Here is a 21584-nt window from a genome sequence, read left to right as displayed (position 1 = left end):
GCTCAGCGAAAGGCTCCGATCGGCGGAGGGTGAGAGCCAAATGAGTGCCGTACGAACGGCGGCACCAACCATCGCCGGTGCGAGTTGGGACGACTTCGTCGCCGACCTGCCGGTGGGCGTGCTGCTGCTGGACGACCAGGGCAAGGTGATTGCCGCCAACGATCGGGCCGCCACGTTGCTCGGGCTCAGCCAGCAGGATCTCCTGACCGGCACCCGGCCCAGTGGCTGGTCCGCCACCGACGACTCGGGCGCCTCGTTGCCCGACAGTGCCGCGCTCACCGCGCAGGTGTTGCGGGCCGGTGCGCCGCTGTCGCTGCCGATGGTGGTGAGCCACAACGACGATCCGCACATTCGGGTCTGGGCTGACTACCACCCGGTACGGTGTCGGGGCCGGCAGCGGCTGTTGGTCCTGCTGCACCCGGTGGACACCGACCTCCCCCACAGCAGGGGCCTGGTCGACCCACTCACCGGCCTGCCGAACCGCGCGTTGCTGCTGGACCGGTTGGAGCAGGCGCTGACCAGGGCCCGTACCCGGGGCACGCTGGCGACGCTGGTGTTGATGGACGTGCACCGGCTGGCCGCGCTGAACGCCGAGCACGGCTTCCAGCGGGGAGACGAGCTGCTGGTCGCGCTCGCCCGGCGGCTCCGTCAGGGCCTCCGGGACGACCACACCGTGGCCCGCTACGGCGGGGACGAGTTCGCCGTGGTGGCCGAGCACCCAACCGGCACCGGGGAGGCGATCGCGGACCGGGTCCGGGAACTGGCCGCGCGCCCGCTGCGGATCGGCCGCAACCGCATCCAGCCGGCACTCCGGGTAGGTTGGTGCACCAGCGACGGCACCGCGCCGGTGTTGTCGGTGGTCACCTGCACCGAAGCCCAGCTGCACCGCAAACACCGCCCCATGCCGCCGGACCACCCGGACGTCCGCGACCGCGGCGAGTATCCGACGGAGTCGGGCGCCAGCACCCAATCCTGAAGGCGCTCGAAGCATGACCCCGCCAGAGCGGCTTCGGGAATTTCTGTGCGCCGCCGGTTCGGACGGATACCGTCGCCGCGGTGAATCCCCATCGGTTGATCGTGCTTCTCATCACCGAAGCGCCATCGACAAAAATGATCAATGACCGGTGCGTTTTCTCCACGGGATCCGATCGTGCTTTTCCCGTGGCATGCACGCGTGGGTGGGTCCGGGAGCAGAAAGCTCCCGGACCCACCGATCTCACGGCGATATTCGGTTGTTCTCTCCCCTACCGGGGAGGCCGGCAGGTCAGTGCCGGCTCGCCACCCGGTTGAGCCAGCCCGTCGAGTCCACCGTGCTCAGCGCGGGGGTCTCGGCTGCGGGCTCGGGCAGCACCTGGTCGTCGTTGACCTTCAGCTCGCGCAGGTCCAGCGAGCCCGCCTGCAGCTCGATCGGCAGTCCCTTGCCCGGTGCCGGGGCGGGTCGCGCCGGCACCGCGGCGGCCGGGATGGCCTGTTGGGGCACCTGGGTCTGCGGCACCGCAGGCTGCGCCATCTCGGGCTTGAGGTCGAACTTTGGGAACACCAGCGGTGGCACCGGGGACTGCCATTTCGAGGAGCCCCACTCGCGGCCGGCCCGCGGCGCCGGGGTCTCGGTCCGCAGCTTCGTTAGCTCCGGATAGTCGGGCAGTGCGGACGGCGGTGGGAGCTGCTCGCCCGGGATGGTCAGCGGCACCATCTCCATCTCCGGCCGCTCCGTGGCCGCCGTGGTGGCAACGTCGGTCCAGGTCATGGACTCGTCCACCACGTGCGCCGGGATGTGGAAGACCACCATCCCGCCCGGGGTCAACGCGAAGGGCGGTGGCTCCGCGGGTGCGAGGGGGGCCGGTTCCGGCTGGGCGGCCGCCTTGGGGACGGCCCCCTTGAGGGGACCGGCGCTCGCGATCGGCACGACCTCGGTGAGGACGCCGATCGCCCGGTCGTCGCCGGTGGCCTCCTCGGACACCGCACCCACCTGGCCGGGCCAGTCGAGGCCGGCGTCCGGGAGCCCGTCCGGCGTGGCTGGCACGGGCAGGTGGCCGGATCCCACCTCATCGGTCACCGCCGGAGTGGGGGCGTCCACCCTGACCTCGGCCTCGGGGCCGGCCGAATCGGCCATGGCCAGCCGCCGGGCCAAGTCGGTCAGGACAAGCGTGTCGTCCTCCGCGGCCACCTCGGTGGGACGCAGCGGGAAGGACGGATGCTTGTCCAGGCCCAGCTCCGAGATGGTGCCGGACAACGTGCCCGCGGAACCGGTGATGACCACGGGCTCGGACTGCTCGGTCAGGATTTCCCACTGCACGTGCTCGAATCCAATGCCGTTGTTGCGGTGGTCGCCCCACGTGGCGCGCGCGGCGCCCGAGGCCCTGGGGGCGGTGTCGTCCGTGTCGATCGGGACGGCCGCGTCGCCCAGCGGGGCGGACGGCCGGTCGGTGTACTCGGCAGCGTGGGACACGCCGCTGCCGACGGCCAGCATCCCGCCGGTGACGAGCGCGGCGTGGATTCCCCGCTTGGCCCAGGGGTGCATGGGGTTCTCCTTCACGTCGTCGTGGTTCCGGGTCGTCCGTGGGGCCTTGACAGGGCGGCCGGGGTGGGGCCGGCGGTCGCCGGCGGCGGTGGGGAGGACACCGTCCGGGCGCGTCACGCCCGGCCCCACCCCGGTCCGCGGGCGCCTCACTGGCCGGCCTGGGCGCCCTTCGTGTCGGTCTGCTCGGCCGCAGCGTCCTCGGTCTGCTCGGTGACCTCGGCCACGGCGTCGGTGTCGTTCTTCTTCAGCAGCTTGCTGATCGGCTCCAGGTGCTTGTCGGCACCGGTGAGGCTGCGGGTGTCGGCGGCCTTGCCCGCCAGCTTGGTGCTGTCGGTCAGGTCCTCGGCCGGCAGGTTCGCGGCCAGGGCGTCCACCCCGCCGGGGTTGGTCACCACGACCGGGTGGAAGCTCTCCGGGGACAGCCCGGTGTGCTCGGCGAACTGCGTGCCGAACTCCTTGGCGAGGACGCCCAGGGCGTAGCTGGTCGCGGTGGTGGTGGCGTCCACCTTCTCCGGCTGCAGGACCTTGTTAACGCTGTTGGCGTCGAGGTGCTTGGTCAGGTCACCACCGGGCAGCCCGTCCAGCTTGCCGCCGGGCAGGTCGTCGGCCCGGGGCAGCTGCTCGGCGAGCGGCAGGCTGCGGGAGACCTGGCCGACCTGCTTGGTCTCGGGCAGCTGCTTGGCCACCTTGGTCACGTCGGTCAGCTCCCGGACGCGGCCGACCTCGTCGAGCTTGCTCAGCTCCTTCTTGTTCAGCATCTTGTTGCCCAAGGGCACCGCGTGCTGCACCATCTCGCTGTTCGCCGGCAGGGAGCCGTTGCCGATCTGGGTGCTGGTGCCGGTGCCGGGCACCGCCGCGGGGTTCATCTGGGGGGTGGCGGCGTTGTTGGCGCCGCTGCTGACCAGAGCGTCCTCCATCGCGGCATCCTGGTACTGCTTGTACAGCGCGTCGAAGTCCTGGTCGCTGATCTTGTTCATGCCGGGCGCGTCGTTGGAGGTGAACTTCTTCTTCCGGCTGTCCAGCCCGTCACCGGACCGGCCCAGGGCCTTGGTCAGGCTGCCGGTGTCCCCCAGCGACTTGGTCAGGTCGCCGGCGGTCGGGTTCTTCTTGACCGGCTTCTTGGCGGCCTGCTCGACCCCCTTCTCGACCTCCTTCTCGACGCCCTTCTCCACCTTGTCGGCGCCCTGGCCGACCTTCTTCCCGGCCTGGTCGACCTTCTTGGCGGCCTGGCCGGCCGGCTTGGTCGCCTGGCCGTTGCCCAGCGCGTCGGCCGCCTGTGCGGCCGAGGACAGACCAGCTCCCGCCGCCAACAGTCCGGTGCTGACGAGAGCGATCTGCGCGACGCGCTTGGTCCAGGTCTTCATGCGAAGGGTCTCCTTTTCCGTCGTGTTCGGTGTGGGGGACGGGTGGCCGGACGGGGCTTGGTGTCAAGGAGGGGCTTCCCGCCGGGGCTGCGACCACCCGGGTCTTGGGGGCGGGCGTGGATCGCCCGCGGGGGATGGCCGCGCGGCACACACCGGTAGGTGACGGAAGGTGCGATCGCCTCACCCGGCGGCGCACGCGTCAGCTACCGCTGGCCGCGCGGGGTGAGTTCAGTCGGGGGTGACGCCGGGCTGCTCGACGCGCTCGGCGGCGAGGCCCTGGGCGGAGGGGTTCATGAAGCCGCGGCCCACCGCGGCGAGCGGGGTGCTGCCGGCCAGCTGCGCGGCGTGCGGGGCACCACCGAGGGAGCCGGATCCGTCGTGCCCGCAGGAACATGGGGCGGGAACGGTCGCCGGGGAGATCGGCGCCGACGGAACCGGGTGCGGCGCGGGCCGCTCCGGACGGGGCGCCGGTGGCGTGGACAGCTCGCCGATCAGTTCCTCGGCGGCCACGTCCACCGCGGCCGGACGGGCCGGCGCGTCGGCGGGTGCCGCACCACCGCCGGTGCGAACCGGTGCGACGGTGCGGTCGAGGTGGCCCGGCGCGGCCGAGCGGGGCACGGAGAAGTCGGGGTTGAGCTGCGGAAGGATGCTGCTGGTCCGCAGCGTGGTGGAGACCGGTACGACCCGCTCGACGGGCGTGCGTACCTTCTGCGCGAGGTCGCCCACGCCCTGCCGCAGCGTCTTGCCCACCCGCAGCGGCAGCTCGACCGGCGTTTCCGGGCCGGTCAACGAGCTGGTGTCGAGCCGGACCGGCTCGACGTTGTCGGACCGGACGACGGAGCCGGCCGGCTTCAGCGCGCCGGTCAGCCCGTCCACGGCGGTCGTGGCGGTGCCGGTGAGGCCGGCCAGCGGCTCCCGGGGGGAGTCCGCCGGCTCGGCGGCGGCCGCGGTGCCGGTGGCCAACAACCAGCCGACCAGGACGCCGGCGACCGCACCGGCGAGGACCAGCAGGACGCGGGCGAGCGGCCGCAACACGCGGCCCCTCACCGTCAGCGTCCGGCGGTCCGACACGACTCGTCAACTCCTCGGGGTTCGGGGCTCAAGCCGACATTGCCGTCGTTCGGCCCCGCAGGACTGGGATGGATCGCCACGTTCTCGATCACGGCTCGTGGCGACGCGGAAGACACTGGCACGAACCGCGGTCGGTTCGCAGCTTTCGCCGCGGAAGACGCCCCCATTGGGTTACATACGACACCGATTTTCCCGCTGCTTCACCGGAATGAGTGTGATCGTATCCACTCCGGAAATCCGTTCTTTGTCCACTGTGGAGTCGTCGGCCGCATTCCACCGGTCGTCAGTCCCGTTTCAGTACGCGGGTTGCTCCCGCCGCCGCGGTGGAGGCAAGGATCCAGCCGACGGCGGTCAGCGAACTGTGGATCCACTGCGAAACGCCGCTGATCTGCCACATGTTGTCCTGGCCGATGGTGACGATCGGCAGGAGCGTGTCCGCCGAGAGCAGCCACGCGTTCCACACCGGATGCTGTTCGTCGTCCAGTGGCTCCATCGGGTGGTAGCGGAACCAAAGCGCCCCGAAGAGCCAGAAGACGCCCAGCCAGGCCATGGCGAGCCAGGGGCGGTAGCCGTAGCCCACGGTCCACCGCTGCAGGAAGCCCCACAACCGGCCGGCCGGACCGAGTTCGGCGTAGCGTCGCCGTTGCTTCTCCAGCAACACCTTCCGGGCTCGTTCCTCGTGGCCGCCGTCCCGGTATGTCAGGGCGAGCTGCTCGTACGGGCCAGGGGCGAAGTCCGGCAACACCTTGCGCAACCACGCGAGTCGTACCCGGGTGTCCACCTCGGGATCGGCGTCGATCGACTCGTAGCGGAAGTCCTCCAACGCGACGCCGCCGGTGGCTTCCCAGAGCTTGTCGTCGTCCCCAACGGACTGGATGTTCGCCCGAACGAGTAGCACGCGTCCCCTGGGTGGCGCGGCGAAGCGCAGGATGAGCCGCTGTGCGGTGAGACCGTAGGCGTTGAGCACGAAGCCGGTGTCGGTGCTGCCCAGCCGCGCCCCGCTGAAGCTGATCATCTTGCCGACCTCGGCCAGGCGTACGTGGACCCCGCCGGCGGCCAGGAAGCCGTAGCCGCACAACAGGTCCTTGCCGATGTTGGCGACGCGCGCGTCCACAGAGGGCTTCAGGGTTCCGTCGGGGCGGCGCCGCGGATCGGTGAGTTTGGCGCCCGTGCAGTCCAATGTGGACCCGATGTGCACGTTCTGCAGTCTCACCGAGCCGTTGGCGCGGAGGTTGCGGAGGAAGAGGGTGCCGCCGACCTGCAGCCGGTCGGCGAAGAGGGCGTCGAAGCCCGGTGCTACGAGTCGTGCGCCCGACAGGCTCGCGCTTCCCCTGATTCGGGCGTCGGTCAGGCGGACCTGCCCGTGGGCGCACAGTGGTGCGCCAGCGCCGGGCTCCCACGCGTCCTGCTCGTGGTCGGTGGCTGATCGGTCACTGGGACGCGTTCCCCGTGCCTCGAGGTCACCGGCGATCCGCAGCCCGTCCGCGACGAGCGCGAGGGGTACGCGGTCACCGGACAGGTTGGACACCGGTTCGGGTTGGCCGAGGCGTGCGCCGGACAGCCGCAGGTATCCGCCGATGTCGGAGTTGGTGAGGCGGACCGAGCCCGCGACGTTGACGCCGTCGTCCAGCTCGACGTTGCCCTCCACCCGCATCCGGTCGGCCACCAGCGCGGCGGTGCCGTCGGCCACACCGCGGGGCAACACCAGGACGTGGTGGTTCCTCCGGGCCGGAACCCGCAGGCTCGCACCGGAGAACACGACGTCACCGCCGATCTGGGCACCGGCGAGCACCACGCGACCCTCGGCGGTGAGGGGACCGGGGTCGGGCTCGCACAACAGGTCTCCGCGGACGGTGATGCCCGCGGCCGCCAGGGCGTCGCCACCGGCGTGCGAGAGCTGTGCGTTGCCGAGGTGGAGGTTGCCACCGACGAATGCGCCTTGCAGACGTAGCTCGCCCGTGGTGCGGGTCCGGGCCGCCTGCAGCGAGCCGGAAACATGAAGCCGTGACGCAAGAATCGCGTGGCAATGATGCGTGCCTTTGCGCACCTCGGCCTCACCACGTATTTCGGCGTCGCCAAGCCGGAGCGTGCCGCGGACGGTGGCGTCGGCGAGATCGAGTGTGCCCGTGCTGACCAGGTAGTCGAGTTCGAGGGTGCTGTCCACGCGGAGGTTCCGTCCGCGCAGCCCGGGAATGGTGCAACCGGGTAGGCGTAGGCCGGCGAAGCGGGCGAGCTGAAGCTGCGGGGGCTCGTCGAACGAGCATTGCCGGAGTTCGACGAGGTAGGGCACGTCGACGGCCTCCAGGTCGAGCGAACCGCGAATGTCGGCGTCGACGAGTCGCAGGGCCGGCACGGTCTCCGGCTCGACGTCGTAACGGCCGCAGAGCAGGGCGACCAGAACGCCCGCGCGGACCGTCCGGTCCCCGGCCCTGGCGGGGCCGCCACAGCGTTCCCGCAGGTCCAGCCGTTCGCCGCGGGCGAAGGCCCGACAGACGAGGTGTTCCAGCTCGGTCAGGTCGGACTGCCGTACCCGTTGCACCATGTGCCACCCCCAGTTTGGCCGCCTTCCCTTCGACGCGGCGGGTGCCAAAAAGTTCCCGGCCGGATTGATCATGTCGTCCGGAGCCGGCCCGACGAGGGGTCGCGGGCTCGCCGGGGTCGGATGCGCTGCGGGTGATCCGACTGTCAGTCGTTGGACCATGGCGGGCGGACCGCCGGCCAGAAAGGACCCCGGAGAAACGTCACAGTACGTTTTGTCCTCCGTGGCCGGCCCCCGCTGCACGGCTTGCCGACGGCGCCCCGCTCACCCGAGTACCGGACGGTCGGGCGTACCAGCGGCTACCGTGGCCTGGTGAGCGACTCCACCAATTCGGGGGGCGACGCCCAGCGGGCGGTTCCGTTCGCGCTGCGTGTTGCCGCCGCGATCGGCTGGCGGTTCCTGGTGCTGGCCGGTGTGCTCTGGGTGCTCGGCGAGATCTTCGGCGCGCTGCGCGTGGTGTTCGTGCCGGTCGCGGTGGCCTTGCTTCTCGCCGCACTGCTCGCACCCGCCGTCGACGCGCTGGTGCGGCTGCGGGTGCCGCGGGGGCTGGCGACGGCCGTGGTGATGGTCGGCGGGCTCGCGGTGGTCGGGGGCGTCCTCACCTTCGTGATCAACGCGTTCATCCAGGGCCTGCCGGACATGCAGCGTCAGGTGACGCAGAGCATCCAGACGATCCGTGACTGGCTGCGCGAGGGGCCGCTGCACCTCAGCGACGTACAGCTCAACCAGTTCATCGACCGGTTGACCAAGTGGATCAGCGAGAACCAGGAGACGATCACCTCGGGGGCGCTGACCACGGCCGGAACCGTGGGTGAGCTGCTGACCGGGATGCTGCTCGCCCTGTTCACGTTGATCTTCTTCCTCTACGACGGCCGGGGCATCTGGTCGTTCCTGGCGCGGTTGCTGCCGAGGAACGTGCGCACGCGCACCCTGGTCGCCGGTCGGCGCGGCTTCGCCACCCTGGTCGGGTACGTGCGCGCCACCGCGTTCGTGGCGGTGGTGGACGCGCTGGGCATCGGCATCGGGCTGTGGGCCATCGGTGTACCGCTGGTGGTGCCGCTGGCCGCACTGGTGTTCCTCGGTGGGTTCGTGCCGATCGTCGGAGCGCTGATCTCGGGTTCGGTGGCGGTCCTGGTTGCCCTGGTGACGAAGGGGCTGGTGCCCGCACTGCTGGTGCTGGGCGTCGTGCTGGCGGTGCAACAGCTGGAGGGACACGTCCTGCAGCCGCTGGTGATGGGGCGTGCGGTACAGATCCACCCGCTGGCGGTGGTCCTGGGTATCACGGTCGGCGTGTCGCTGGCCGGTATCGCCGGTGCGCTTCTCGCGGTGCCGCTCATCGCAGTGATCAACTCGGTGGTGCGTTCCCTGGTGTCGGATGAGGGCCTGGTGCCCTCGGAGGTGGACGTCTACCAGCCGGCGGAGGCCGAACCAGAGGCGGAACGTGCCGAACGTGCCGAGCGCACCGGTTCGGGCCGGGCTGAGCCGGAGGAGCAGGCGGAGTCGGACCGTACCGAGCCGGACGAGCCACCTAAGCGACAGTGACGAGGTTCCGTCCCGCCCCCTTCGCCGCCAGCAACGCGGAGTCGGCGGCAACCAGCAGGTCGTACAGCTCGTAGCCGAACCTCTCGGTGGTGGCCACACCGATGCTGATGGTCAGGCCGGCCAACTCGATGGGTTGGCCGTCCGCGCAGGTGGCCGCGACGCGTAAGGCCGCGACGGACAGCCGGAGGCGCTGCGCCACCGACTCCGCCTCTGTCGGCGCGGTGTCGGGCAGGATCAGCACGAACTCCTCACCGCCGAACCGGCCGACCAGGTCGCCGCGGCGGACACTGCTCCGCAGCAGCACGGCGACGGCGGACAATGCGGCGTCGCCGGCAAGGTGGCCGTAACGGTCGTTGACGCGCTTGAAGTGGTCGAGGTCGGCGAGTAGGACGGCCGCACAGAAGTTGCGGTTGTTCGCGCGGGAAAGCTCGTCGCGGGCCAACCGGTCCCAGTGCACCGCGTTGGCCAGGCCGGTCTTGGCGTCGCGTTGCGCCGAGCGCCGCCAGTGGGGGAGCTGTGCGGCCCGCTCCAGCAACGCCATCGGTGCGGCCGCCATCAACGCGCGGACCGGTTCGCTGTCGATGATCATGGCGGTCATTCCACCCACGCACACCGCGACCACGCCCACGGCGACGTCGATGGGATTGCCGAGCACGTCGGCGGTGGCACCGTCGGGGGATCGCAGCCGTAACCCCACCGCGACGATGACGCCCCGCACAACCAGCATCGCCGCCCCGGCGAGAATCAGCATCGCCACGTCCCGCCGCGGCTCGTCCCAGCCGGCGACACCGCGGGCGGCAAAGGTGGCCAGGGCGGTGGCGGCGGTGGTGAACATCCAGCGGTGCGGCTGTGGCCGCAGCACCAGTACGCCGTGGAGGGCCGGGCCGAGCAGCAGCAGTACGAGCAGGCTGGGCGGTAGCGCGAAGATGCCGGCGACCAGGTAGCAGACGTGGATGGCCCAGGGATTGTGTTGCTCCTCGCGCCGCATCTGGTTGACAACCGCCGTGCCGACGATCACCAGTGCCGAGGACACCGCGATCGCACCGAAGCGGGTGATTTCCGCGGAGTCGGGGGGTGGGGTCGCCAGGGCCACCGCGGCCACGACGGCCACCGCGAGGGCGTCGACGGCCAGCCAGTAGTACAGCGCCGGCCGACGCAGCGTCCACAGTGGCCACTCGAGCAAATCGCCCTCCCCCCCGCCGGGAGTGACATGTCGAGGGCCGCGCCGGTCGGCTGTGCCTCGGCCGCGTGCACCAGCCGGCGACGGGCTGCCGGGCTCCTCGAACGCGGTTCAGCGTGGCACAGACCAGACGGCAGCTGAAGCCGGCGACCGGGGGGCAGCGCGCGGTGTGCGAGGTCGGTGCGGCCGGGCAGAACCTGCCGCCCCGGAAACGCGTCCAGCCGGCAGGATGGGGCGACTGGGAGGGAACGAAGTGCCTGCAAGCCCGTCCGGCGCCGGTGCGCGCGCCATCGCGGACAACACCACACCGCTCTGGCTCGGCGCGGTAACCCTGCGGATCGTCACATTCCTCTTCGCCGTGGGCGTGTTCTCCCTGCACCGGCACGGGTATGCGATGCCCTGTCTGGGTTGGGCGACGTTGGGCGCGATGACAGTGTGGACCGCCTTGACCTGCTATTGGTTCGTTCGGCCCAGTGGCCGGCGGCTGAACGTCGTTATCGTGGACGTGTTGCTCACCACAGCACTGATCATCGCGTCCCACTACGTTCTCAGTGGCGAGCAGCTCATCCGTCCGGTGCCGCTGGTGACCACGATCTGGGCGTCCGGCTGTGTCGTGTCGTCCGCGGTGTACGGCGGGCGTGCGGCCGGCACCGTCAGCGGGGCGTGGATTTCGCTGGTGAGCATCTGGGCCCGCGGTTACTTCGACACCGACATCGCGCGGGACACGGTCCTGTTGTCGGGCATCGGTTTCGTCGTAGGGCTCGCCGCGGTGACCGCACGGCACTCCGCGGAGCAGTTGGCTCGGGCCTTGCGTGCCGAGGCGGCAACGAAGGAGCGGGAGCGGTTGGCCCGAGCGGTTCATGACAGTGTGCTCCAGGTGTTGGCACGAGTGCGACGGCGGGGCGCGGAGCTCGGCGGGGAGGCGGCCGAGCTGGCCCGGCTGTCCGGGGAGCAGGAGATCGCGCTGCGGTCCCTGGTCTCGGCCGCGCCCCAGGAATCCACGGTGGACGGCGAGGTGGACCTGCGGCCGCAGCTGCAGCTGCTGGCCACGCCCCGGGTCCAGGTGTCGGTACCCGCCACTCAGGTGATGTTGCCCGCAGTTGCCGCCTCCGAGCTATCCGCCGTGGCCCGGGAGGCTCTTTCCAACGTGGACAAGCATGCCGGGCCCGATGCCCGGGCTTGGGTGTTGTTGGAGGACCTCGGGAAGGAGGTGGTGCTCAGCGTGCGGGACGACGGGCCGGGGATCCCGCCCGGCCGGTTGGCCGCCGCCGAGGGGGAGGGGCACATGGGGGTCGCCTACTCCATCCGCGGCCGGGTGGCCGAGCTTGGCGGCGAGGTGTCGCTGTACACCGCTGCAGGGGAGGGGACCGAATGGGAAGTCCGGGTGCCGCGCAGGCAGCCCCGGCGCAAGGGGGTCGTGCGATGACGAACGTCTCGGTGATGGTGGTCGACGACCACCCGATCTGGCGGGACGGGGTGGCCAGGGACCTCACCGAGCGCGGGTTCGAGGTGCTGGCCACCGCCGGTGACGGTGAGTCGGCGGTGCGAATCGCGCGCACCGTACGGCCCGACGTGGTGTTGATGGACCTCAACCTGGACGGCTCGTCCGGGGTGGCGGCGACCCTCGGGATCACCACCGAGCTGCCGGATACGCAGGTGTTGGTGCTGTCCGCCAGCGGCGAGCACAGCGACGTGCTGGAGGCGGTGAAGGCCGGTGCCTCCGGCTACCTGGTGAAGTCGGCGTCGGTGGAGGAGCTGGTCGACGCGGTACGGCGGACCGCGGTCGGGGACGCGGTGTTCACCGCCGGGCTCGCCGGGCTGGTGCTGGGCGAGTACCGGCGGATGGCGGCCTCGGGGGACGGTGCCGAGCCCACGCCACGGTTGACCGAGCGGGAGACGGAGGTGTTGCGGTTGGTGGCCAAGGGTTTGACGGCACGGCAGATCGCCACGCGGCTGGTGATCTCCCACCGGACCGTGGAGAACCACGTTCAGTCGACGCTGCGCAAGCTGCAGTTGCACAATCGGGTCGAGCTGGCGCGGTACGCGATCGAGCACGGCCTCGACGCCGACCCCGAGGAGACCGCATGACGAGTGTGGAGCCTGTTTCCCCGCGTGACCTGCGGGTCAGCGATGCCGAGCGGGAGCACGTGGTGGGGTTGCTGCAGCGGGCGACCGGCCGGGGCCTGCTCGACCTGGCGGAGTTCAGCCGCCGCACGGACGCCGCGCTCGCCTCGCGCACGCGGGCCGAGCTGAACTCGGTGCTGATCGACATTCCCGGGCTGGTGAACCGGGAGGCCGAGATCAGGGATACGGCTGTGGTGCAGCAGACCGCCTCGTCGGTGGAGCGCCGGGGACGGTGGCGGGTCCCGCGCCGGGTGGTGGTGCGGAACAGGTGGGGCACCAGCGTGCTGGACTTCAGCGAGGCGGTGATCCCGCATCCGGTGGTCACGGTCGAGGTGGCCAACACGGCGGGTACGGACAAGCTGGTGCTGCCGCCGAACGCAACGGTGGACGCGAGCGATCTGCGACTCGTTGCGGCCAGCGTGAAGAACCATGTGAGCGTCGGGGGACGGACCGGGGTGCCGCACTTCATCGTGCGGGGCAGCGTGAAGGCTGGGTCGCTGGTGATCTCGCGGCGCGGTGACCACCGGACGTTGTTCCGGTTGGGGCGGCTGCGCGTGCAGTTCCCGTTCCGCATCGTGCAGGACTGAGGGGTCCCGGGTCCCCGTTCCACGCGGATTCGCTCACGTCCGCTTGGTTTCCGGCCATGACGGTTGCCCGCGGGTGGTGTTCACATCTGCCACACCGGCCGCCAGGAAGCGGCCAACAAGCACTGAGAGCGCGAAGGCGGTCTCCGTGACGGGGGGCGTCCACGGAGACTGGCCGTTCGCGTCCGCCGGAAGGTGTTCGGGTCAGCGCTCGGGGACGGGAGAAGCGGGCATCGCGCCGACAAGACGCGCAGCGAAGCCCGGAGCCGAGCAATCCAACACCGAGTACCTCGGACCCGGTCAGCCCAAGGCGGCCTTCGCGGCGGTGCGGGCGGTCACCGGATCGGCGGTGGCCGCCGCGGCCTGGGCCGCGGTCTGGCACCGGTCCAGGCTCACCGCGGCGATCCGGGCGCCGACCCTGGCCAGCGCCGCGGAGTTCATCGAGAGGCTGGCGGCGCCCAGCCCGACGAGCACGCACGCCAGCGCCGGGTCGGCCGCGGCCTCGCCGCACACGCCCATCGGCTTGCCGTGCTCGGTGGCGGCCTGCCCGACCAGGGCGGCCAGTCGGAGCAGCGCGGGCTGCCACGGGTCGTTGAGCGTGGCCACGGCACCGACCTGACGGTCGGCGGCAAAGGTGTACTGGGCCAGATCGTTGGTGCCGAGGCTGACGAAGTCGACGGCCGCGAACATCTCGCGGGCGGTCAGCGCGGCTGCCGGAACCTCGATCATCACGCCGGCGCGGGCGATGCCGGCGGCACGGGCGCGCTCGACGAACCAGCCGGCTTCCTCGACGGTGGCCACCATGGGGGCCATCACCGACACCTCGGCGCCGGAGTCGGCGGCCGCGGCGGCGATGGCCGCGAGCTGGCGGTCCAACGTGCCGGTGAGGGTGTGGGAGAGCCGGATTCCGCGTACGCCCAGGGCGGGGTTGGGCTCGGCCTCGGTGTCGAGGAACGGCAGTGGCTTGTCGGCGCCCGCGTCCAGGGTGCGCACGACGACCGGCTTGCCGGCGAAGGGGGCCAGCACGGCCGCATAGGCGGCGCGTTGCTCGTCCTCGGAGGGCTCCTCGGTGGCCGAGAGGTAACAGAACTCGGTGCGGAACAGGCCCACACCCTCGGCGCCGGCCTCCGTCGCGGCGCGTGCGTCATCGGGGGAGCCGACGTTGGCGAGCAGCTTGACCCGGTAGCCGTCGGTGGTCCGGCCCTCGCCGGACCAGTCCGGCTCCGCGGTCGTGCTGGTGGCGCGCACCTCGACCGGGAGGTCGCTGGCCTCGACCAAACCGTTGTCGCCGTCGACCACCAGGCCGTCGGCATCGGCCAGCTCGAGGATGCCGCGGCAGGCGACCACGGCCGGGATGCCCAGGGCGCGGGCGAGGATCGCGGTGTGGCTGGTGGGGCCGCCCTCGGCGGTGACCAGCGCGAGCACCTTCGTCGGGTCCAGGCCGGCGGTGTCTGCGGGAGCGAGGTCGCGGGCGACCAGCACGCTGGGGCCGGTCAGCTCGGGCACGCCCGGTGGCTCGGCGCCGAGCAGCTCGGCGACCAGGCGATCGCGCACGTCGTGGATGTCGCGGACCCGCTCTGCCAGGTAGCCGCCGGCGGCCTCCAGCGCGTCGGCGAAACTCTGCGCGGCCTCGTGCACGGCGCGCGCCGCGGGCAGGGAACGCGTGACGACCAGCTTCTCGGCCTGCGTGGCGAGCGCGGGATCGGCGGCCATCATCGCGGTGGTCTCCAGCACGGCGCGGGCCTCGCCCTCGGCGGCCGCGGCCCGCTCGTGCAACCGGCCGGCGAGGCGCTCGGCGGCCGGACGGATCCGGGCCGCCTCGGCCGCGGGATCGGCCGGGGCCGGTGTGGCGGGCGGCTCCGGCAACGGCTCGGCGACCCGGACGACGGGGCCGCTGGCCCGGCCCGGGCTGACCCCGACGCCGCTCAGACGCGTCCACATGGTCTAGACCATACCCTTCCGGATCCCTCGCGACACGATCCCACGGCCCGGTGACGCGTGCCACTTCCTGCCGGGGGGACATCCCTCAACGCAGCAGATCACACCGGGGACGTCGGCAGGGCAGGCCGAGCCTTCCGGTCGACCACCTGATCGACGGGGGCTGCCGTTCCGGGATCACCGGGCACGGCATGCGGACGCGGACGGACGGGATCATGTCACTGTGTCGGGTTACCCGGGCGGCGGCCGCCGCAGGCCGGGCGACGGGGGCCGTGGCGGAGGACGCGGTGGCCGGTGCTGGGTGCAGCAGCGTACGAGGACGTCGTCGATGAACCGCAACGCCCGCCTGGCTTCCTTGCAGGTCCTGACCCAGTCGTCATCCTTGCCGTCGGGGCATTCGTCCTTGTCTCCGTCCTCGGGTCGACGGCGGACGTAGATCAGGCCGGTGAGGTGGCGGTACCGGGTCACGCGGTACCCCGCGGGCGTGGTCGCGCTGACCTCGGTGTCGAAGCCGTACGGACCGACCAGCGGGGTGTCGTTGTAGATCCCCGTGTAGGTACCCGTGTCGTCGCGTAGGAGCGTCAGCGTGCGATGGGCACCGTCGGGGCGGGTGACCTCGACCCGTACCGGTGGGTCGAGCCGAATCGGCAGGCCGAACAGCGTGGGTTCGAGTACCACCGTCATCGCGGAACCGGGTTGGTACTCGGCCTGCACCAAGTGGCCGCCGAGCCGCAGGTCGCTGCGGGCCTTGGCCATGACGCTGTAGATCAGCCCGCCATGCTCGATCACCGTCGTTGGCATCTCCGCCCACACCCGCCAACGGCCGGCGTGGGCGAACGGTGTGTCCGGGCGTAGCGGGAACAGGACGCGGTAGTACAGGTGCGTGGCATGCCGGACATGGTTGATGTTGCCAGCGCTGGCGGCCGCCGCCTCGTCGATGATCGTCCCGTCGGGCGCCTCCAGCCACACCCGGGGAAACTTCTGCTGGAACGGGTGGGGGCGCCAGGTCACGATGAAGTCGCAGGCCACGTCGACCTCGCCGAGCCAGACGGGCGTCGCCTGGCGCTGCCCTGCCCCCAGGAACTGGCGGGGGTCGCGGACGAACGCCTCGTCGCTGACATCGCTGAGGATCTGCACGAACAGCTTCCGCAGCAGGAACTCCCGCTCGTCGACCAGGTCTCCGGTGATCTGCGCGACCCCGCCGGTGACGGAGGCGATCTCGTTGAGCTTGTCCTCCAGTTGGTTGAGCCCGAGGCCCACGGCGAACACCCGCTGCCGCGGGGTCTTCGTCTCCACCTCGGCCCGACCGGCGGGAATGTCGGGGGGCGTGTTCTGTCGGCCGTCGGTGAGCACCACGAGCGCCCGGCTGTCGGCGACCCCGTCGTCGAGCACACCGCTGCCGTTGATGATCCCGCCGCCGATCGAGGTGGTCCCGTCAGGGGTGAAGTTGTCGGCGTCGAGGGCGTCCATCGCGGCCGTGCGGCCCGCACCGCCGCCCAGCGGTCCCGCCACCCGCATCGTCAACATGATGTCGGAGTCGTCGGACCGGTGGTGGTAGCGGACGATGCCGATCCGGTCGTTCTCCTTCAGCAACGACACGTACAGCCGGGCTGCCTGGAGCGTGTGGTCGATCTTGGTCTGCCCGAACTCGCCGGTCTCCTCCGACATGCTTGCCGACCGGTCGAGGACCAGGGTGGAGTCCACCGGCGGCGGGGGCACCGCGGTCGCCTGCAGGTCCACGGTCACGCTCTGCTCGGCACCGGGCTCGCCGGCGGTGACGGCGGCCTCCCCGGTGAACGTGGGCCCACCGGTCGGGGTCGAGGTGAACGCCACGAAGACGTGACGCCAGCTGTACGCCTCGAAGATCGGGGCCGGAAGCGTGAAGGTCAGCTCCGTGCCGGGGGCATAGCTGAACTCTCCGGTGGGCGGGGTCAGCGTCACGTCGAGCGGGACCGGATGTCCCGACCGGACGTTGCGCACCTCGAACAGGCGGTATTGCGTCAGGCCGTAGGCGATCTCGCCGAAGTCGATGGCGGTCGGGACGACCTCCAGGACGGGGGTCGCCGCCGCGAAGTCCGAGAGGTCGACGGCGATCGCTTCCAGACACACCTTGCAGAAGGGGTCGGAGCTGGACCGCATACGGCACCGGTAGGCGGGGCGGTGCAGCCCGCAGTGGTAGTACCCCGCTCCCTCGAAGAGCCCGATCTTGTCGTCGTCATCGAGCACGTTGGGCCGCTCGTCACATTCGGAGCAGTCCGGGTTCTGCATGGTGGGGACGGGTACGCCGGGAGTGAGCAGGTGCCGCCACTTCAAGGTGGACCGGTTGGTGACCGTGGTGATATTGGGCCTGTTGGGATCCGACCCTTCGTAGAGGTCACGATCGGTTTCGCCACTGTCGCACCCTTCCCAGGTCGGGTACTCGTCGGCGAGCCCGAACGCCGAGTGGCCGAGCTCGTGCAGCGCCACTGCCTCCCACCCGGAGTGCGTACTGGAGAAGTTGACGTTGCCACTGGCGCACCCACCGAAGTCCGTGGTGTTCACCAGGACGGTTGCCACATGCCACTCGGGCAGCCGGGCGTCCAGTTCGGTGCGGACAAGTGACACATCCCCGTTGAGGCAACGACGAATGCCACTGGAACAGAACTGCGCGTCGAAGTAGGTGTCGACGATGACGTCATCACCCTCGCTCCCGTCGTCGCACTCCTTGGGGTCGTCGGCACCGGACTCGTCGGAGACCACGTCGAGGCGGTGCACGTTGATCGCCCCACCCATCACCGGGAACCACGGCTCATCCTGGAGTGCGGCGACGAAGTCGTTGCACAGGTCGGCGAAGTCGCCCTGTTCCGAGGTGGTGAACCCTTCGGCCACCAGGACGATGTTGCACAGCTCCGAGTCCGGGCCGTTGTCCAGGATCTTGGTGATGCCGGTGACGCTGCCGTCAGCGGTTCCCATCGTCGGACCCCCGTTTCGAACGCTTCCCGGGCCGGTCGGTCATCTGGTAACCGGCCTGTCGCTGCTTTCCGTGTCGATAGGGGATCTCCTTGCCGTCAATGACAACCCGGACCGACGAGACGTCCTCCGCCTCGGGTACCAGGAACTCGACCGAGACCTCCTGGCCGGGAAGTGGTTTCCGGAAGATCCGCCCGCCCTCGAACAGCTCCACACTGCGTTCGCCCGGATGCTCGATCGGTCGGCGGTAGACGACGTTTCCTTCGGCATCGAGCGCCTCGAACCAGGCACCGGCCGTCCGCCGCGGGCTCGCCGGTAGGTCCCGGCTGCGGCTGACGTTCATCCGCCCGACCCTGCGCTCCTCGATCACCTGCCAGCCCGTCAGTGACACCAGCACCCGGAGCCTTCGGACGGGCCCTGGCCCGCGAACCCGCTGTGCCATGGCTCCACCTCTCCGCCCCGGACGCGACGGGCGAGTACCGGAGCATGTTCGGGAGCATCAACTCATCGCAGGGAAACCTGACTCACACGTCCTGGCTCGCTGCCACCAGACACCCCACTGAACACAGTGAACTCCCGGCTTCTCAAGTCCGCACTTTCGGGGACTTCAGGCGTGACGGGGATGTGCTAAGCGGCCCCGGAAGCCATTTCGGACAGCGCACAGCAATCGCCCTGACGAAACCTGCTTGCGAAACGGACGCGGAGCCGCACGGCTCGAACGCGCGGGGTCACCCCACCGGTTCGGGTTCGCGGTCGCGGGAGGTCCCCTCCGCCGGTTCACCCTCGTGCAGGCTGAGCCGTTGCTGGAGGCGGCGCAACGGACCGGGCACCCACCAGTTCGCCGGTCCGAGAAGCTTCACCAGCGCCGGAACCAGCAGCATCCGCACCACGGTGGCGTCCAGTGCCAGTGCCAGGATCATGCCGACGCCGACGAACCGCATCATCGAGATCTCGGAGAAGGCGAAGGCACCGGTCACCACGATCAACAACAGCGCCGCGGCGGTGATCACCCGCCCGGTACGGCCCAGCCCGGTGCGCACGGCGTCCTCCGTCGAGCCCCCGCGGCTGCGGGCCTCGACCATGCGGGACAACAGGAAGACTTCGTAGTCGGTGGACAGGCCGAACACCACGGCGGCCATCAACACCACGATGCCGGCCTCCAGCGGGCCGGGCGTGACGTGTAGCCACGACGCGCCGTGCCCCTCCTGGAACACCCAGACCAGCGCGCCGAACGTCGCCGAGAGGCTGAGCGCGCTCATCAGCACGGCCTTGACCGGTAGTACCAACGAGCCGAAGGCCAGGAACATCAACACCAGCGTGGCCACGACGATCAACCCGATCATCAGTGGCAGCCGATCGCCGATCGCCGCGAGGCTGTCGCCGAGCCGGGCCGTGAGGCCACCGACCATCACCTCGGTATCGGGCGGCGCGGGCAGGTCGCGGATCGCGGTCACGGCGTCCTTCGCCCCGCTGCCCAGCGGATCACCGGCGAGTGCGGCCTTGAGCACGACCACGTCCCCGCCGGCACCACCCGGCTGAACCTCCGTCACACCGGGCACCTTCTGCAGCTCGGCGGCGTAGCGCTGCACCGCCTCCTGGCCCGGCTGCGCGCCACCCGTGCCGCGCAGCACCACCTGGGCGCCGTCGTTGCCGGCCACCGGGAAGTCGTGGTTGATGACCTCGGTCGCCTGCCGGACCGTGTTGTCGGTCGGCAGTACCTTCTCGGTGACCTCGCCGAACTTCACCGACAGGAAGGGCGCACCGAGGGTGAGCAGCAGCGCGAAGATCGGCAGCGCCACCAGCACCGGGCGGCGCATCACGGCGTCGGCGAGCCGCCGGTAGCCCCGGGCCTCGCCGGTGTGCACGCGGTTGCGCCGCCAGGGCAGGCCGAGCGAGTCCACCCGCTTACCCAGAAGGCCCAACAGCGCGGGCAGCAACGTCAGCGAGACCAGCATCGCGATCGACACCGCGGCCACGCCACCGTAGCCGACGGAGCGCAGGAACGACTGCGGGAACAACAACAGCCCGGCCAGGGCGATGATCAGCAGGCTCGCCGAGAAGGCGACCGTGCGGCCCGCGCTCGCGACCGTGCGCCGCACGGCGTCGGGGACGCTGCGTCCCTCGGCCATCTCCTCACGGAACCGGTTCACGGTGAAAAGGCCGTAGTCGATGGCCATACCGAGGCCGAGCAGGGTCGCGACGTTGACGGCGAAGGAGTTGACGTCGACGAAGTCGGTGAGCAGCCGCAGCACGCCGAGCGAGCCGAGGATCGCCAGCCCGCCGACCAGGACCGGCAGCGAGGCGGCGACGAGCCCGCCGAAGATCACCACCAGCAGGACCAGGGTGACCGGGAGCGAGATGGCCTCCGCCCGGACCAGGTCCGTCCTGGACATCTCGTTGATCGTGGACGACAGCGGGGCCACCCCGCCGACCTGGGTGGGTACGCCGTCCACGGCCAGGTCGTCCTTGATCTTCTCGTAGTTGGAGATCAGCTTGTTGGAGTCGTTGCCGTCCGCCAGCGTGATCACGGCGAGGCCGCGGTGCTTGTCGGCGTCGGTGAGCTGGGGCGAGCCGCTGTTCCAGTAGGAGACGACCCTGCTGACGGCGTCGGCGGGCAGGGTGTTCAGCCGGTCGTTGATCTTCTTGGCCAGTGCGGGGTCGTCGACCGTGCCCGACGGCGCGGTGTAGACCACCACCACGTCGCCGGTCTGCCGCCCGAGGTGGGCGTCCGCGGTGTCCGAGGCGCGCACCGCCTCGCTGTTCGGGTCCTCGTAGCCGCCCTGGCCGAGGTGACCGAAGACGCCGGAACCGAAGACGCCACCGAGCACGGCGAGGACCAGCACGGTGACCAGCACCAGCCAGCGCTGGCGGTGCACGAGCGAACCCCATTTCGCGAACACGGCGTCTCCTGGTGGCAGGGGCGGTCTCGGGCTACCGTGTGGACGGCGCGAACTCCGTAAACACCGTTCACACGAACGCGAAAGTAGGTCGCGTAAACGGTGTTTACAAGGGGCGAGGGATGAGATATGAGCGAGGCCACACGTCGGGAGCGGCTCCGTGCCGAGACCGAGCGGGAGATCCGGGCGAGCGCCCGCGAGCTACTGGTTCGGGAGGGCCGGGAGGCGGTCACCCTGCGCGCGATCGCGCGGGAGCTGGGCATCACCGCACCCGCGCTCTACCGGTACTACGACTCCCGGGAGGCCCTGCTGGTCGCGCTCTGCCAGGACATCTGCGCCGACCTCGCCGCCGACCTGCGGGCCGCGATCGACCGGGTCGGGCAGGACCAGCCCGCCGAGCGGGTGTTCGCGGCGTGCTGGGGGTTCCGGCGGTGGGCGCTCGCCCACCCGCACGAGTTCGCCCTGGTCTTCGCCCGCCCGTCCGCGGGCGAGCCGGCGCCCACCGGCCACGAGCTGGGTCGGGACGAGTTCGGCCGGGCCTTCCTCGAGGTGGTGTTGCCGCTGTTCGTCTCCGCACGGATTTGGGTGCCCGCCGACGACACAGTGCCCACCGAGCTGCACGACGACCTGCTGCGGTTCCGCGAGATGCTGGCGGAGACGCTCGGGGGCTCCTCGCCCGCCCGGGAACTGAGCATTGGCGCGATCTTCCTGATGCTGCAGTCCTGGGCGCGGCTGTACGGTCACGTGGCGCTGGAGGTCTTCGGCCAGCTCGACTTCGCGGTCTCCTCGTCGGAGCCGCTCTTCGAGAGCATGCTCGCCGGACTCGCCGAAGAGGTGGGACTCACGCCCTCGATGCACTGATCTCCGAGGCGGCC

Annotated in this window: 15 protein-coding genes; 6 read left to right on the top strand and 9 right to left on the bottom strand. The window is 70.8% G+C overall.

The window, feature by feature from the left end; translation table 11 throughout:
* Positions 1–40 precede the first annotated feature (40 nt).
* Positions 41–976, top strand: coding sequence for a sensor domain-containing diguanylate cyclase (locus IEY55_RS20310; protein WP_189060091.1), 936 nt, complete (start codon positions 41–43; stop codon positions 974–976).
* Positions 977–1264: 288 nt separating this feature from the next.
* Here the strand turns inward: IEY55_RS20310 and IEY55_RS20305 are convergent, their stop codons facing one another.
* The 4 genes from IEY55_RS20305 to IEY55_RS20290 all read right to left on the bottom strand — a co-directional run bounded on the left by IEY55_RS20305 (position 1265) and on the right by IEY55_RS20290 (position 7498).
* A complete protein-coding gene (locus IEY55_RS20305; protein ID WP_189060090.1) occupies positions 1265–2638 on the bottom strand; it encodes a hypothetical protein in 1374 nt (457 codons plus the stop codon).
* A 29-nt stretch (positions 2639–2667) separates the two neighbouring features.
* Positions 2668–3885: a hypothetical protein gene (locus IEY55_RS20300; protein WP_189060089.1), complete on the bottom strand. Its 1218-nt coding sequence runs from the start codon at positions 3883–3885 to the stop codon at positions 2668–2670.
* Positions 3886–4113: 228 nt separating this feature from the next.
* Positions 4114–4956, bottom strand: coding sequence for a hypothetical protein (locus IEY55_RS20295; RefSeq protein ID WP_189060088.1), 843 nt, complete (start codon positions 4954–4956; stop codon positions 4114–4116).
* Positions 4957–5239: 283 nt separating this feature from the next.
* A complete protein-coding gene (locus IEY55_RS20290) occupies positions 5240–7498 on the bottom strand; it encodes a hypothetical protein (RefSeq protein ID WP_229686576.1) in 2259 nt (752 codons plus the stop codon).
* A 309-nt stretch (positions 7499–7807) separates the two neighbouring features.
* Between IEY55_RS20290 and IEY55_RS20285 the strand changes: the two genes are divergently transcribed.
* Entirely contained in the window at positions 7808–9037 is a 1230-nt protein-coding gene (locus IEY55_RS20285; protein ID WP_189060087.1) for an AI-2E family transporter, read from the top strand.
* Here IEY55_RS20285 and IEY55_RS20280 read toward each other — a convergent pair.
* Positions 9024–10220: a GGDEF domain-containing protein gene (locus IEY55_RS20280; RefSeq protein WP_189060086.1), complete on the bottom strand. Its 1197-nt coding sequence runs from the start codon at positions 10218–10220 to the stop codon at positions 9024–9026. The two genes, IEY55_RS20285 and IEY55_RS20280, sit on opposite strands and share 14 nt — an antisense overlap.
* 250 nt (positions 10221–10470) lie before the next feature.
* On the opposite strand from IEY55_RS20280, the gene macS reads away from it, so the two are divergent.
* From macS to IEY55_RS20265, 3 genes are read left to right on the top strand one after another with little or no spacing between them, the layout of a single operon-like run.
* Positions 10471–11643, top strand: coding sequence for a MacS family sensor histidine kinase (gene macS / locus IEY55_RS20275; RefSeq protein WP_229686575.1), 1173 nt, complete (start codon positions 10471–10473; stop codon positions 11641–11643).
* Positions 11640–12305 carry a response regulator gene (locus IEY55_RS20270; RefSeq protein ID WP_189060084.1) on the top strand — a complete coding sequence of 222 codons (666 nt, stop codon included), beginning with the start codon at positions 11640–11642 and terminating at the stop codon, positions 12303–12305. The genes macS and IEY55_RS20270 overlap by 4 nt, the downstream gene beginning before the upstream one ends.
* Entirely contained in the window at positions 12302–12928 is a 627-nt protein-coding gene (locus tag IEY55_RS20265; RefSeq protein WP_189060083.1) for a DUF1707 SHOCT-like domain-containing protein, read from the top strand. The genes IEY55_RS20270 and IEY55_RS20265 overlap by 4 nt, the downstream gene beginning before the upstream one ends.
* A 297-nt stretch (positions 12929–13225) precedes the next feature.
* Here IEY55_RS20265 and ptsP read toward each other — a convergent pair whose 3' ends face one another.
* From ptsP to IEY55_RS20245, 4 genes are all read right to left on the bottom strand, one after another.
* Positions 13226–14866, bottom strand: coding sequence for a phosphoenolpyruvate--protein phosphotransferase (gene ptsP, locus IEY55_RS20260; RefSeq protein ID WP_189060082.1), 1641 nt, complete (start codon positions 14864–14866; stop codon positions 13226–13228).
* A gap of 228 nt (positions 14867–15094) precedes the next feature.
* Positions 15095–17815, bottom strand: a complete 2721-nt coding sequence (locus tag IEY55_RS20255; protein ID WP_189060081.1) for a M64 family metallopeptidase — start codon at positions 17813–17815, stop codon at positions 15095–15097.
* Positions 17802–18254, bottom strand: a complete 453-nt coding sequence (locus IEY55_RS20250) for a hypothetical protein (protein WP_189060080.1) — start codon at positions 18252–18254, stop codon at positions 17802–17804. The genes IEY55_RS20255 and IEY55_RS20250 overlap by 14 nt, the downstream gene beginning before the upstream one ends.
* Positions 18255–18540: 286 nt before the next feature.
* Entirely contained in the window at positions 18541–20712 is a 2172-nt protein-coding gene (locus IEY55_RS20245; RefSeq protein ID WP_189060079.1) for an MMPL family transporter, read from the bottom strand.
* 126 nt (positions 20713–20838) lie between these two features.
* Here IEY55_RS20245 and IEY55_RS20240 point away from each other — a divergent pair, with 126 nt between their 5' ends.
* Positions 20839–21570: a TetR/AcrR family transcriptional regulator gene (locus tag IEY55_RS20240; RefSeq protein ID WP_189060078.1), complete on the top strand. Its 732-nt coding sequence runs from the start codon at positions 20839–20841 to the stop codon at positions 21568–21570.
* Positions 21571–21584 lie beyond the last annotated feature (14 nt).

Origin of the sequence: Longimycelium tulufanense, from assembly GCF_014645795.1 — a bacterium.
Classification (GTDB): domain Bacteria; phylum Actinomycetota; class Actinomycetes; order Mycobacteriales; family Pseudonocardiaceae; genus Longimycelium; species Longimycelium tulufanense.
Note: the sequence above shows the minus strand (reverse complement) of the source record. Positions and strands in the feature narration are given on the sequence as shown.

Coding starts and splice junctions, on each gene's coding strand:
- IEY55_RS20290 (WP_229686576.1), bottom strand. CDS start 7,498: ATGGTGCAACGGGTACGGCAGTCCGACCTGACCGAGCTGGAACACCTC.
- IEY55_RS20310 (WP_189060091.1), top strand. CDS start 41: ATGAGTGCCGTACGAACGGCGGCACCAACCATCGCCGGTGCGAGTTGG.
- IEY55_RS20270 (WP_189060084.1), top strand. CDS start 11,640: ATGACGAACGTCTCGGTGATGGTGGTCGACGACCACCCGATCTGGCGG.
- IEY55_RS20265 (WP_189060083.1), top strand. CDS start 12,302: ATGACGAGTGTGGAGCCTGTTTCCCCGCGTGACCTGCGGGTCAGCGAT.
- IEY55_RS20250 (WP_189060080.1), bottom strand. CDS start 18,254: ATGGCACAGCGGGTTCGCGGGCCAGGGCCCGTCCGAAGGCTCCGGGTG.
- IEY55_RS20300 (WP_189060089.1), bottom strand. CDS start 3,885: ATGAAGACCTGGACCAAGCGCGTCGCGCAGATCGCTCTCGTCAGCACC.
- IEY55_RS20255 (WP_189060081.1), bottom strand. CDS start 17,815: ATGGGAACCGCTGACGGCAGCGTCACCGGCATCACCAAGATCCTGGAC.
- IEY55_RS20240 (WP_189060078.1), top strand. CDS start 20,839: ATGAGCGAGGCCACACGTCGGGAGCGGCTCCGTGCCGAGACCGAGCGG.
- ptsP (WP_189060082.1), bottom strand. CDS start 14,866: ATGTGGACGCGTCTGAGCGGCGTCGGGGTCAGCCCGGGCCGGGCCAGC.